A 13383-nucleotide genomic window follows, 5' to 3' on the forward strand; every position below is an offset into this window, starting at 1 on the left:
ACTACACCATCGTCAGCCGCAGCAGCGGACTGACAGCCGACGTCTCCGGTGCCTCGACCAGCGACGGAGCGCAGGTCGTGCAGTGGACCGCCAACGGCGGGACCAACCAGCAGTGGCAGTTCGTACCCGCCTGACCAGTGACAGAGGTGGTTGGCAAGTCCGACCGCCGATGACCGCCTGACGATCGTCGTGAGGTCTACTCGGGCGCGGGGATTCCCGCGCCCGAGTAGACCACGACCCGATCTTGACCAAAACTGGCGTGCACCAATGCAGTCGATACTCTTGGGGTCTGTGGATCTAACGGTGTTTCCGGCCTGACCTGCCGGGCGTTGTGCTGGCCGAACTTCGGCACTGACAGCGGTGGCGCCGCCGACGATCAGACGACGCCGGGTAACCCCCGCAGCCGGGGAGTCCGGAAACCGTCGGTTTCATCCATGAAGGACACCGTCGGACATGCGGGTCGAGGGTCGTCGTGTTGCGGGGCCAACAGCCCGGCAGCACGACGTTCCATCGACTGCCGTTGACGATCGACTCGTCGCGCGGTCGTCTCGCGGCAGCCCTGGCAGTTCTCCCGTTCGGACCAGCTCCGTCGCCGCAGGTCGGCCGGGTGCATGCGGGCCTGGTCGAGATCCACCCGCGCCGCCATCCTGAGCTGCCAGATCGCCTCGGCGTACGCGTGGTACGCCCGGTGGTAGTCCCGGGAGGAGAGAGCCGCGCCGGACCGGATGGCGTTGCGTATGGCAATCAGTCTCTGGTAGGCCAGTTCTCCCGCCTGGACGAGTTCCACAGTGCCGGCGACCAGCAGCCGTTCTCGTGCGGCGAACACGTCAGCGCTCTGGACAGCGCGGTTGGCGCGACGGAGACGATCCGGTGCGGCATTGTCATCCTGGGCGATCTCGCGTAGCGCACTGTGGGCCGAGTCAAGCGCCACCGCGAAGTCGAGACAGTAGCCGAGCCGTGCGGCCGCACGGTTGCGCCGCCGTTCATCGCGGTTGCGCTGCGCCTCCACCGTGACCGCGCCAGCGAGGGCGATGACGGCTCCGCAGACCGCGCCGATGACCGAGATCCATGCCACACCTCCAGTTTCTACCCACGGTGACGAACCAGCTACCCAGCCCTGTCGCCAGTTCGCGTCGGTGAGGAAACGCCGTCCGGAAACAGCGCCAGGAAACAGCGGCATCCGGCTGGGGCGCCCGACAGTCATCGCCGGGTGCCGACGACGCAGAGACCGGCCCAATCGAACGGGCCGAGGTCGGGATTCTCCGCGCGGATCTCCCGCTGCGCCGCGCGGAGCGCCGGCACCACCGACGCCCCCCGGCCGACCCGTTGAATGAGGCGCGCGGCGACATGCGCCGACGCCACCCCGCCGATCTGGCCGGTGCCCGCCACCACCGTGTCGGCACCTCCGATCAGCGCGCCGACGGCCAGGCTCAGCGGGTCGTGCCCGTACCGGCTCGACGCGGTGCCGCTCCAGCAGCCGTTCAACACCACCAGCCGGGGTAGTCGGCGCTGGGCCAGCGCGTCCATCGTGACGCCGCCGGGTCCGAGCAGCGCCGTGGCACCCGGCTGGTCACCATGCCCGGAGAGGTAGAGCAGAGCGGGGCGGACCCCCTCGTCGACGGCCGGCAGCGCGGGAAGCTCCCGGTGGCCGCCCGGCCAGTCGGCCAGGGCCGGCATTTCCACCCGGTAGCCCGGCAGGCCGGAGTCGAGCAGGCTCACCGCCGGCCCGCTGGCGACCGCCGTACCCGGTCCGCCAGCAACCGGCGACCGGGCCAGGAGAAGTTCCGTGGTACGCAGGCTCGGCGCCAGGGAGACCTCGGCCACGTCACAGAGGTACGCGCCGTCGCGAGTCAGGGCCGCGTGCGGCAGGTGCCACAGCCGTGGATCCGAAATGATCATCACTGACCGGGGATGGTCCGGCGAACCCGCCCAGACGGCCGGATCGGGCAGCAGGAACGCCCCCAGTTCTTCCCAGCTGGCCCGACTCATCCCTCGTTCGGGAGGAACCCCGGTGGTCAGGCTGTCGAGCAGCGCGGCCAGGTGATCGGAGGCGGTACACAGCGTGGCCCGCCATTCCCCGTACCGCGGTCGGGTCAGCACCGACGACCACCAGCCGGCCGACCTCGGCCCGAGCGTGATCACCACCACGACGTCGGCCATCGCGTCGAGGATGTCCGGGGCCGGCAGGTGGCCGGGCAACGGCGGCAGCGGCACCCGATCGGTCGGTCGTCCCGATCTGATCGACGCGGCGGCGAGCCGGGCCACCCCGAACACCTCCTCGGCCAACGCCGGATCGGCGCGCGGTGCGGCAATCCGGGACCGCGCGACGGCACCCGCCAAGCCACCCGAGCCAGCCGGGTCAGCCGAGCTGGTTGATCCGGTCGGGTCCGCGGAACCGCCGGAGCCGGCCGCCAGGTTGGCCGAGCTGCCCGCCAGCAACTGGTTCAACAGGTCCGCGCGCCCGGTCTCGGCGACCCGGACGGCGGCCTCGGGCTCGTCGAGTTCGGTGTGCGCCAGCAGCGCCGCCGCGTACACCTCCTCCCGCGCGGCGTGCGTCGACCACCTGTCGTCCGGGTCGGACAGCTCCCCGCGTTGCAGGTCGGCGGCGAGCAGCGCGGCCCGGCCGGCGGCGTGCCGCAGCCCACGCGGCAGTGCGTCCGTGGGTGGCGCCCGGTGCAGGTCGTACAGCGCGAGCATGGTTCGGTTGAGGTCCTGCCGCTCCGGCCGGGTGGCCAGGTCGAGCACCGTGGCGAGGTGGCCGACGATGGTTGCCGGATCGCCGTTCGAGCCGATGAGGTTGCGGGCGACGTGCCGGTGCCAGCGCAGCGCCTCCAGCGTCTCGGCCCCCTCGTAGTACGGCTGAGCCTCGCGCAGGGTGGCCGCGACGGCGGTTGTGTCGCCGCGGCTCTGTAGCACCTCGGCCCGTTCCAACAGCACCTGACCGAGCCGGTAGGTGTCGCGCCGGGCGCGGAATCGAGTCGCCAGATCGTCGGTGATCCGCAGCGCCTCGCCGAGGCGGTCGAGTGCGCGCAGCGCCGCGACCTCGCGCAGGCGGGCGTAGAAAAGATTGCCCTCGCTCACCCCGTCGAACGCGGCGGCGGCCCGCCGGTATGCCTCGAGCGCCGCCTCGGGTCGGCCGAGCACGATCTCCACCCCGCCCTCCCGGTGCGAGATCAACCCCCGGGTGAACGGATCGACATCCCGTTCGTCGGCGAACTCGCGGGCCCCGTGCAGGACATCCCGGGCGACCGCCAGCTCGCCCCGGTGCCGGTGGAGCGTCGCCTTCTGGATCAACACCCGAACGTACTGTCGCGCCACGCGAGGCTCCTCGGCGTACTGCCGGCACACCTCGATGCCCCGATCGCAGCAGGACAGGCCGGTGTCGTACCGGCTCGCCACCTCCCGCAGGGCTGCCAGCTCCCGCCAGGCGTACGCGTGCAGCCCCGCCGTCGCGGCCTGCAACGGTTCCCGCAGCAGTGCGTGATTCCACCGCTCGGCGGCCGTGAAGCCGCCGCTGAGTCGGTGCCACTGGGCGACGAACGCGACGGCCTCCTGACAGCGTTTCCGGTCGTCCGCGCGCAGCGCGGTCCGGCTCTCCGCGAGCAGGAGGCGCAGCGCCAGCCCGGGCTGCCGCTCCCGCCACGCGGCCGTCGCCTGTTGCTGGTAGAGATCCGCCAGAGGTCGCCACTGCTGCTCGGCGTGCAGGTGCTCGGCGGCGGGCCGGTTGGGGTGTTCGGCTGGCAGCGCGACCGCAGGATCGATCAGCCGGTCGAGAAGCGCCGCCGGTGCGCCAGAGTCGATCACCGTGGCACCGTCCGATTCAAGGTCGACTGTGGAATGAGACCATGGTGACCGTGACAGACTCAGCTGCCGGGCGGGTGGTCGTCAAGTTCGTCGAGGATATTGATGCGGCCGATCGGGACGAGCTAACTCGCCGGCTCGAGGGTGTCGGGCTCGCGCCGCGGGTCGGGTTCGACCTGGGTGATCGCGGTGCGATTCCCCAACGGTTGCTGCCAGCCGCGGTGATCACACTCTTCCACGAGGTCGCCGAGGCCGGTGCCGAGCGGCTTGCTCAGGCCACACAGGCGGCGCGGGACTGGCTGGTGGTCACCCCCGTACCGGGTTTCGTCGAGCTGGAGGTCGACGTCACCCGTCAGTTGATAGTGATCCGGGCCAGCGATCCGGACCGGGCAGCCGAGGCGTTGAAGCGCGTCCTGCCCAGCGGCCTCACCGGCGACCCGGCCGGCAGCCCCACCGGCGGCCCGCTCGCCTGGGACGGCGACCGGTGGGCCGTTGAGCCGGCGCAGCCGACCGCCCGGATCACCGGCCCCCCGCCCCGGGTGTTGGCGCTGGACACTGACTGGTTTTCCGCCAAGGGCGGGGTGAGCACGTTCAACCGGTCGCTCTGCGCGGCGCTGGCCCGGGCGGGCGCAGACGTCGTCTGCGTCGTCCTCAAGCCGTCCCCGGACGAGATCACACACGCCCGCAACGCTGGTGTGACGCTGCTGGCCGCACCCGCGCCGGCGACCGGCGGACCGCGGGACGCGCTGGCCCGGCGTCCGCGGCTGGCAGACGGCTGGGTGCCCGACCTGGTTGTCGGACACGGCCGGATCACCGGCGGGCACGCCCGGATCCAGGTCGAGGACCATTTCCCCGCGGCGGCTCGGGCGCACATCGTGCACACCTGGTCGGACCACATCGAATGGCAGCGGGGTGACCGGCCGGACGCCGGGGCCATCGCGGAGGATCGTTGGAAGGAGGACATCGAGCTGGCCCGTACCGCGACCCGGGCGTTCGGGGTGGGCCCCTTGCTGCACGGTCTCCTCGGCCGCGACCTCTCCGCCTATCCGGACACCCCGGCTCCGGGCCGGATCGATCCGGGCTTCGAGCTCGACGACGATACGCTCCGCGTCCCGCCCGGGTGGCACCAACGCCAGGTGGTGCTCACGGGCCGGCTCGACGACTGGCCGGTCAAGGGGCTGGATCTGGCCGCCCGGGCGGTGGGAGCGGCCGTAGAGTTGCTCAGTCTGGGCGGCACCGAGCCGGAACTGGTGCTGCGGGGCGTACCGCCGACCGAACATGGTCGGCTGCGGGAGCTGGTGCTCGGGTGGGCGGGCCGGCGCACCCTACAGGTCACCCCCCGGGCCTACTCCACCCGCGAGGACGACCTGCGGGCCGACCTGCGCCGGGCGTGCCTCGCGCTGATGCCCTCCCGGGCCGAGGCGTTCGGCCTCGTCGGGTGCGAGGCCATTGTCGCCGGCACCCCGCTGCTGGTCAGCGCGAGGAGCGGGCTGGGCGGGCTGCTCCGCGAGGTGCTGCCGGCGGAGGACGCGGCGTTGGTCGTACTGCCGGTCGAGGACGACGAACCCACCGACACCCAACGCTGGGCCTTCGAAACGGCGCGAATCCTGCGGGACCCGCCGGGGTCCTTCGCCATCGCCGAACGGATCCGGCGGACCATGGCCGAGCGGGTCACCAGCGCGAAGGCCGCGGCGGCCGTACTGAGCACGCTCGGCTGAGACCAACCGGTCCTGGTCACTCGGAGGGTTGGTAGGGCTCGCCGCAGTCGCGGCAGCGTTCGCGATCGGACCAGTCCGCCCGGCCGAGCGCGTCCGGAGTCAGCGGTGGCTGTCCCAGTTCGACTCGCACGGCCATCCGGAAGAGCCAGAGCGCCTCGGCGAAGGGGTGGTAGACCCGGTGGTAGTCGGCCTCAGCCAGGCCCGCCCCGGCCCGGATCGCGTCGCGGATCGCGACGAGGCGGAGGAAGGCGACTTCTGCCGCGGTCACCAGCGGCACCGTGCCCAGCGCCAGAAGACGTTCTCGGATCGCGTACACCCCGGCGTGGTCGAGCGTCCCGTTGGCCGGGTCACGGCGTGCCGCAGGTGACCGGTTGGTGCGGGCCACCGCGCGCAGCGCGTTGTGGGCCTCGTCGAGCGCGAGCATGAAGGCGACCGCAGTAGCCGAGCCGATCGGCAGCTCACCCTGGTGCAACGGATCGTCGGGTCTGCGCTGTGGCATCGCCTCGTCAGGGCCGGGCTGTCGCGGCCAGCCGGTCGCCGGGTCCCGCGTCCGGTCGCTCGGCTGGGCCGCCCGGGAAGGTCGGGAATCGCCTAACTGCGCCTGCGCGAGCCTGGCCAGGATGCCGTCGGTCGCCAGTGCGTCGTCGCAGCGCCGCGCCAGCTGGACGTTGCCCGGCGCGCGGCCGGTCTCCACCTTGCTGAGATAACCCCGGCTGTAGTTGACCCTTCGGGCAAGCCCCGACAGGGACAGGCCGGCGGCCTCCCGGCACCGGCGAAGGCACTCTCCCAGCCGCTCCGCACTGTCGGTCGGCGACTCGCACCTGTCGTCCCGCACACTCGTCACGGCGCAGAGTCGTCTTCGCAGGACACTCCGTAACTGTATCAATCTCAGGCTTCGCACGGCGGTGCTCCGGCTGGGGCGCCCGGTGGCGGTGGCCCGGCGACCGGGAACCCGGCCGCCGGACCACCGCCCCGATCAGCACGCCGGCGTCGATACCTGGTTCGCGACAAGCGATGAGTGGATGTAGCCGCTCGTCGGGCTGTTGACCCTGAACCAGCGGTTGGACGCGTAGTTGGAGCTGGGCGGGTAGACCCACTGGGCGTCGACCCAGCAGAGCATCGTGACGCCCGTACCGTTGCCGTAGTAGCCGTTGGACGAGCAGCCCGTGCTGGCGCAGCTGCGGATGTTGGCGCCGCCGGAGTTGGAGCTGATGTACGGTCCCGCCGCCGCCGCGGGCATCGCCGTCGCGCCAAGGAGAGCGCCGGTGGCACCGACGATCGCGGCGATCCCTGCGAGACGGCGGCGAACCGCCGTATTGCTCTTCGACATCGTGCTTCTCCTCGATGATCGGGGCTGGCCGGTGAACCAGCTCGCTGTCATCAGGATGCGTCGATCAGTTTCCGCTCCGGAACGTGTTTCCTGTTGCCTCGAGTGGACAGGAGACAGGGCCGAACCGGTCCTTGGTAGCCGGTAGCGGGCTCGTGCCAGTATTCGGGGCACGCGGCTGTTCCACGCCCTGATCATCGAACCCGCACGACGCGTTGCCGACATCATCGGCTGTTCGGGCTACCGACGTCGGCACCACAACAAGCCAAGATCAGCCACTACGCCCGGCAAGCCCTCACCGAACCATGAAACGGATCTCCTGCCGGGGTAATTAGACACATCGATTACACCGCCCGGGTTCATCCACAATCCCGGATGCAGTGGCGTCATCGGAGCAGCTGCGACGATGAACAAATCGCCCGTCGGTCTGACTTGCCCGTGGTATGACTCTTCCGGGAGCCGGTAGACCGGACGGGTGAAGAAGCGGGTTGGAGTGAAAACGAAGCGCCCCGGGCTGGTCCGCGATCTTGGCCAGCCGAAGCAGGCCACCTACGTCGAGTTGTTCTTCGATGTGATTTACATCTTTATCCTTTTCCGGCTCTCTCAGGCCCTGCTCAACCGGCTGGACTGGACCGGCGCTTACCAGACGCTGATCCTGCTGTTGGCAGTGTGGTGGGTCTGGTCGTACACCAACCTGGTGACCGACACCCTGGACTCACGGCTGATCCATATCCAGTTGCTGGTAATCGCCACCATGTTCGGTGGCCTGCTAATCTCCACAACTATCCCGGAGGCGTTCGAACAGCGCGGAATGCTCTTCGCGATCGCATACGTCGCGATCAACCTGGGCCGCAGTTCCCTGCTCGCCATCGCCCTGCGCCGGGATCCGCTCGGCTGTCGACCGCTGCGCGCAGTTCCCTGGTTCGTGGTCTCGGCGGTGCCCTGGATCGCCGGCGCACTGGTCGACGAGCCGGCATCGTCGCCATCACCGTCTCCGACGAGATGACGATCGCGCACGCGGCCGCCGCGGCCCCGGCGTCCTGGCTGGTCATCATCCTGAGCGGACCGGCGCTCTTCCTCGCCGGACACGCACTACTCGGGCGGCACGTGTTCACCCGCGTGTCCATGCCTCGGCTGATCGGGCTGGGCGTGCTCATCGCCATCGGCCCGCCCCTGGTCGGGCAACCCGTACTGGTACCCGCTGCGGCAGCCGCCGTCGTGCTCGCAGGGGTCGTCGGGTTCGACCTACTGCGCGGCGGCCGGGAGGTGGGCGATCAATCCTTGCCCCCACGGCTCTGAACCAGCGTTCATCGCACGCGCCTGGTCAACGGCGCGCGTTGCGGATGTCGCTCTGGACCCGGTGGCGCTCCGCCCACCACCGTCGAGACGGGCCGTCAGGCGCGACAGCAAGTCCGGGGTCCGCTCTGGAGTCTTCACGGCCCTGACCGCACGCCACTGCCCACCCGAGCGGAGTTGGGTCCGCATCACTGGATGGGACGGGACACGTCCGTCACCTGATGCCGCCCTCGGTGGCGGCCTGAGGAGACAGGCCCGGCTTAAGGGGTCTTCTGGCCCTGACCACTTGCCGGTGTCGAGCGCAGGCTGAGCACATCGGCGAACGTGTCGCATTCGTCTCCCGCGAGAGCAGCGCGGCGCTCACGTCCCCGCTGCCCCGATCAGCCGCGGCGAGAGTGCCGGTGGCCATTGGCACCGTTGGTCGCGACGGGCTTCCGACGGATGTGCGCCTCGCGCTCTCGGCAGACGGTCGTCATGCACGCGTGAACCGCAATCTTCGACTACCGATAGGAAGGCGGCGGTCCTGATGACCGCGACCCGCACCGCACCTTTGGACACCGCATCCACTCTCCAGGTGGCGGCGGGCGAGCCGTTGGGTTCCGACGAGCTGCAACGCATCGACGCGTACTGGCGGGCGGCAAACTACCTGTCGGTTGGGCAGATCTACCTGATGGGTGACCCGCTGCTGCGCGAACCGCTGCAACCCGCGCAGGTCAAGCCGCGACTGCTCGGGCACTGGGGCACCACTCCCGGTCTGAACCTGCTCTACGCCCACCTGTCACGGATCATCGCCGCTCGCGGCCGGGAGGTCATCTACGTGACCGGCCCGGGTCATGGTGGCCCCGGCCTGGTCGCGAACACCTGGTTGGAAGGCACCTACTCGGAGATATACCCGCGGATACCGCAGGACGCGGTCGGTATGCGGCGGTTGTTCACGCAGTTCTCCTTTCCCGGCGGGGTTCCGTCGCATGTCGCGCCGGAGACGCCTGGGTCGATTCACGAGGGCGGTGAGCTGGGTTACTCGCTGTCGCACGCGTACGGCGCGGCCCTGGACAACCCTGACCTGGTCGTGGCGTGTGTCATCGGTGACGGTGAGGCGGAGACCGGCCCGCTGGCCGCGTCGTGGCACTCGAACAAGTTCCTCGACCCGGTCGGTGACGGTGCCGTGCTGCCGATCCTGCACCTCAACGGTTACAAGATCGCCAACCCGACCATCCTGGCCCGCATCGGCGACGACGAACTCCGCAACCTTTCATCGATCGGGTCCCCGGCCTCGGCCGCAGGGCAGCCGTCCTGCGCCAGCAGATGGTCGACAAACGCGCCGAGCACCGCGCCTACGTGCGGCGAACCGGCGAGGACCTGCCCGAGATCCGCGACTGGGTGTGGCCGCGCACGCCCTGACCGGCCGGACGTCCGATGGTGCAGAAGGAGATCCGACCGTGAGCACTGACGCTTCCATCCGAGCCGCCGACACCCGCGCCGAGGGCCGGGCGTTGTCCGCCGCCGCCGCAACGGCGGGGCACGCCCCGTCGATCCACAACACCCAACCCTGGCGCTGGCGGGTATCCGGCAACGAGCTGGACCTCTACCTCGATCACAGCCGGGGCCTCGAGATCACCGACCCCGACTCCCGGCTCGCCGTCCTGAGCTGCGGTGCCGCGCTGCACCATGCTCTGGTCAGCCTCGCGACGGCCGGCTGGCACACGCTCGTCGCCCGAATGCCGAACCCCGCGCACCCCGACCACCTCGCGCGGGTGCGCATCGACCACCGAATCCCGGTCAATCCGGCTGCGGTACGCCACCTGCGAACCATCGCGCTACGGCACACCGACCGCCGGCCCGCCGTGAGTGACCCGGTCGCCGCCGACAAGCTGCACGCCATCGTCACGGCCGTCGAATCCGCCGGCGCTCACCTACATCTGCTCCAACCCGACCAGGTGTACGACCTGGCCACCGCCGTCGATCACGCCCAGCGCACCGAGACCGGCGAGGTCGCCTGGCAGGCCGAGCTCGCCTACTGGACCGGCGGCACCCGGCCGCTGGGCACCGGCATTCCGGACTCCGCCATCGGTGATCGCGCTCCGCAGACGACAGTGCCCGGCCGCGACTTCGGCCACTACGGCGACCTGCCCATCTCCGAGGCGCACGAGAACGCCGCCACCTTCGCGATCCTCTACGGCCCTGAGGACGGCCGGCTCGACTGGCTCCGCGCCGGCGAGACGCTCTCCGCCGCCTGGCTCACCGCCACCGAACTCGGCGTGTCCGTCCTGCCGTTGAGCGCCACGATCGAGGTGGCAGTCACCCGTGAACGTCTGCGGCGCCTGCTGGCCGACGTCGGTCACCCGCAGCTCGTGCTGCGCTTCACTACCGCGGACCCGGCCGGCACCGCCGCTGCGCACACTCCGCGGATCCCTGCCGAACAGGTCATCGAGCGGGCCTGACCAGCCGTCGCGCACCACCAGCTCCCGCGAGGCTGCCACCACGATCGAGGAAGGCGGCAAACCACAATGACCGTTTCGAAAGCGCAGGTCGTACCAAATGTGGGCTTGGAGCCCCGGCCGAACGGCGAACTGCGCACCGCCTCGGCCGGTGGTCTGTCGTCGCGCGACGCCGCGACGCGGTTGGCGCGGGACGGCGGCAACGTGCTGCCGACGCCGCAACCCACACCGCTGTGGCGAAGGATCGCCACGCAGTTGCGCGACCCGCTGGTGCTGGTCCTGCTCGCCGCGGCAGGGTTCACCCTGGCGACCACCGACTTCACCGACGCGGCCGTCATCCTGCTGGTCATCGCCGTCAACACCACCGTCGGCGTGCTCCAGGAGATCAAGGCGGAGCGGGCCATCACCGCCCTGTCCGCGCTCACCGCCCCGGCCGCCCGGGTGGTCCGCGACGGCAGACAACGCGAAGTCCCGGCCGCGGACCTCGTCCCGGACGACCTGCTGATCCTGGCCGAAGGCGACGTCGTGCCCGCGGACGCCCGCCTCGTGGAGTCGGTCGCGCTGCTCGTCGACGAGGCGGCGCTGACCGGAGAATCCGCGCCCGTCGACAAGTTCCTCGCCGCCACCGGCGTGGACTCGGCCTCTTCAGCGGTCGTGTCGGCCGGTACGGTCGTCGTCCGGGGCCGGGGACGCGCCGTCATCACCGCGACCGGTGCGGCCAGCGCGATGGGCCGCATCGCCGCCATGATGGTCACCAGCCCCGGCCGGACGCCCCTGCAGCGTCGCCTGGCCGGCGTGGGCCGCCAACTCGCTGTCGGCGCGCTGCTGCTCTGCGGGCTGGTCCTGGCCCTCGGCCTGCTGCGCGGACAACCGCTGCAGCTGATGATCGTCACCGCGATCAGCCTGGTGGTGGCCGCCGTACCGGAGTCACTGCCGGCCGTGGTCACCCTCAGCCTGGCCCTGGGCGCACGCCGGATGACCGCCCGCCACGCCGTGATCCGCAGGCTGCCGGCGGTGGAGACCCTCGGCTCGGTGACGATCCTGGCCACCGACAAGACCGGCACCCTCACCGAAGGCACCATGGTCGTCCGGCAGTTGTGGACCCCACACGGGAATGCCTCGGTCAGCGGCTTCGGCTTCGCTCCGGACGGGCAGATCCACCGAGACGGCGAGAACATCGTCGCCGACCAAGCCGGCGACCAGGCCCCCGACCTCGTGGAGCTGATGCGGGCGGCAGTGCTCTGCAGCGATGCGTCGCTGCGCGCGCCCAGCCCCGACAACGACGACTGGCTGGCCGTCGGTGATCCCACCGAGGCGGCGCTGCTGACCGCCGGCGGCAAGCTCGGCATCGACGTCGACGCCCTGCACCGGGCGTCACCCCGGCATGCTGAGGCGCCCTTCGACAGCGAGCGCAAACGGATGAGCACCGCACACCAGTTGGCCGCCGGCCGCGTCTGGATCATCTGCAAGGGTGCCCCGGAGTCGCTGCTGCAGCCGGCGATCATCACCGACCACTCGGACGTGTTGCGTCAGGCCACCGACCGCGCCGACACCCTCGCCCGCGAGGGATACCGGGTCCTCGCCGTGGCCCAGGCCGAACGCGACACCGTGCCCGGCGACGCCGCAGGCTACGAGCACGGCCTGCGACTACTGGGCCTCGTGGCGATCCTCGACCCGGCCCGCGCGTCCGCCGCGACCACCATCGCCGCGTGCCGCGACGCCGGCATCACCCCGGTCCTCATCACCGGCGACCACCCCGCCACCGCCACCGCGATCGCCACCGAACTGCACATCATCGACGCCGGCGACACCGCGGTCGACTGTCGTACCACCGATCCCGGCCCGGCAGCCACCCGCGGCGTGCGGGTCTTCGCCCGCGCCACCCCGCAGCAGAAGGTCGCCATCATCGACGCCCTGCGTGCCGCCGGCGAGGTCGTCGCGATGACCGGCGACGGCGTCAACGACGGCCCCGCACTGCACCGCGCCGACATCGGCGTGGCCATGGGCAAGCGCGGCACCGAAGTCGCCCGCCAAGCCGCCGACCTGGTGCTCGCCGACGACGAACTCGCCACCGTCGTCGCCGCCGCCCAGGAGGGCCGCCGCGTCTATGCCAACATCCGCCGGTTCCTGCTCTACGCCCTGTCCGGCGGCGCCGCCGAGATCGCCGTGATGCTCATCGGGCCGTTCGTCGGCCTGCCCCTGCCGCTGCTCCCGGCCCAGATCCTCTGGATCAACCTGCTCACCCACGGCCTACCCGGCCTGGCCATGGGCAGCGAACCCGCCGACCCCGACGCCATGCGCAAGCCCCCACGCCCACCGGCCGAAACCGTCCTCGGCGCCGGCCTGTGGCAACGCGTCCTGCGCGTCGCGGCGGTCATCGTCGCCGTCACCATCGGCGTCGGCGCCTGGGCGCACACCACCGACCGGCCCTGGCAGACCCTGACGTTCCTCGCCCTGGGCCTCACCCAACTCGCCGTGGCCCTCGGATCACGGGCCCGCCCCGGCACCGCGGCCAACCCCATGCTGTTCGCCGCCGTCGGCGCGGCGCTGCTGCTGCAACTCGCCGCCATCTACGCGCCGCCGCTGCGCGAGTTGCTCGGCACCGAACCGGTCGCCGCCACCGACCTACTGATCGTGACGGCCGTGTCCGCCCTGGGCTTCGCCGCCATCCGCCTCGACCGCCGCATCCACTCGACCCCACCACCACCAGCGGAGCTTGGTACGCCCATTCGGAAGTCGAACTGAGCTGGCCGGGCTCAGTCCCCATGCGCCGACCAGCACGGCTTTCGTCGACAGTGACTGG

General features: G+C 71.1%; 11 protein-coding genes and 1 pseudogene. 8 read left to right on the forward strand and 4 right to left on the reverse strand.

Annotation, left to right across the window (positions count from 1 at the left end; all coding sequences use genetic code 11):
- Window positions 1–8 precede the first annotated feature (8 nt).
- Window positions 9–134 (forward strand): RICIN domain-containing protein, encoded by a 126-nt coding sequence (locus AB0B57_RS23535; RefSeq protein ID WP_357073946.1) that lies wholly within the window; start codon window positions 9–11, stop codon window positions 132–134.
- A gap of 242 nt (window positions 135–376) precedes the next feature.
- On the opposite strand, the gene AB0B57_RS23540 is transcribed toward AB0B57_RS23535, so the two are convergent.
- Together AB0B57_RS23540 and AB0B57_RS23545 are read right to left on the reverse strand one after the other, a co-directional pair.
- The gene (locus AB0B57_RS23540) at window positions 377–1075 is read right to left on the reverse strand and encodes a hypothetical protein (protein WP_357073592.1); all 699 of its coding nucleotides are present in this window, start codon (window positions 1073–1075) and stop codon (window positions 377–379) included.
- A 125-nt stretch (window positions 1076–1200) separates the two neighbouring features.
- Window positions 1201–3804, reverse strand: a complete 2604-nt coding sequence (locus AB0B57_RS23545) for a CHAT domain-containing protein (RefSeq protein ID WP_357073595.1) — start codon at window positions 3802–3804, stop codon at window positions 1201–1203.
- Between the two features lie 50 nt (window positions 3805–3854).
- Between AB0B57_RS23545 and AB0B57_RS23550 the strand changes: the two genes are divergently transcribed.
- On the forward strand, window positions 3855–5519 hold the full coding sequence (locus AB0B57_RS23550) for a glycosyltransferase family 4 protein (protein WP_357073598.1): 1665 nt from the start codon (window positions 3855–3857) through the stop codon (window positions 5517–5519).
- A 16-nt stretch (window positions 5520–5535) separates the two neighbouring features.
- Here AB0B57_RS23550 and AB0B57_RS23555 read toward each other — a convergent pair whose 3' ends face one another.
- Both AB0B57_RS23555 and AB0B57_RS23560 read right to left on the reverse strand, forming a co-directional pair.
- Window positions 5536–6363, reverse strand: coding sequence for a helix-turn-helix transcriptional regulator (locus AB0B57_RS23555; RefSeq protein ID WP_357073601.1), 828 nt, complete (start codon window positions 6361–6363; stop codon window positions 5536–5538).
- Between the two features lie 132 nt (window positions 6364–6495).
- Complete coding sequence (locus AB0B57_RS23560; RefSeq protein WP_357073604.1) at window positions 6496–6849, reverse strand: hypothetical protein; 354 nt, start codon at window positions 6847–6849, stop codon at window positions 6496–6498.
- Between the two features lie 472 nt (window positions 6850–7321).
- Here AB0B57_RS23560 and AB0B57_RS23565 point away from each other — a divergent pair, with 472 nt between their 5' ends.
- The 6 genes and pseudogenes from AB0B57_RS23565 to AB0B57_RS23590 all read left to right on the forward strand — a co-directional run bounded on the left by AB0B57_RS23565 (window position 7322) and on the right by AB0B57_RS23590 (window position 13325).
- Window positions 7322–7852, forward strand: a complete 531-nt coding sequence (locus AB0B57_RS23565) for a low temperature requirement protein A (RefSeq protein ID WP_357073608.1) — start codon at window positions 7322–7324, stop codon at window positions 7850–7852.
- Window positions 7849–8145 (forward strand): hypothetical protein, encoded by a 297-nt coding sequence (locus AB0B57_RS23570; RefSeq protein WP_357073612.1) that lies wholly within the window; start codon window positions 7849–7851, stop codon window positions 8143–8145. The genes AB0B57_RS23565 and AB0B57_RS23570 overlap by 4 nt, the downstream gene beginning before the upstream one ends.
- Window positions 8146–8716: 571 nt before the next feature.
- Window positions 8717–9385 (forward strand): annotated as a pseudogene (locus AB0B57_RS23575) (phosphoketolase); the annotation flags it as partial.
- A 62-nt stretch (window positions 9386–9447) separates the two neighbouring features.
- Complete coding sequence (locus AB0B57_RS23580; RefSeq protein ID WP_357073949.1) at window positions 9448–9543, forward strand: hypothetical protein; 96 nt, start codon at window positions 9448–9450, stop codon at window positions 9541–9543.
- Window positions 9544–9581: 38 nt separating this feature from the next.
- Window positions 9582–10583 carry a nitroreductase gene (locus AB0B57_RS23585; protein ID WP_357073615.1) on the forward strand — a complete coding sequence of 334 codons (1002 nt, stop codon included), beginning with the start codon at window positions 9582–9584 and terminating at the stop codon, window positions 10581–10583.
- A gap of 105 nt (window positions 10584–10688) precedes the next feature.
- On the forward strand, window positions 10689–13325 hold the full coding sequence (locus tag AB0B57_RS23590; protein WP_357073618.1) for a cation-translocating P-type ATPase: 2637 nt from the start codon (window positions 10689–10691) through the stop codon (window positions 13323–13325).
- Window positions 13326–13383 lie beyond the last annotated feature (58 nt).

The organism is Micromonospora sp. NPDC049101, from assembly GCF_040648675.1.
GTDB lineage: Bacteria > Actinomycetota > Actinomycetes > Mycobacteriales > Micromonosporaceae > Micromonospora.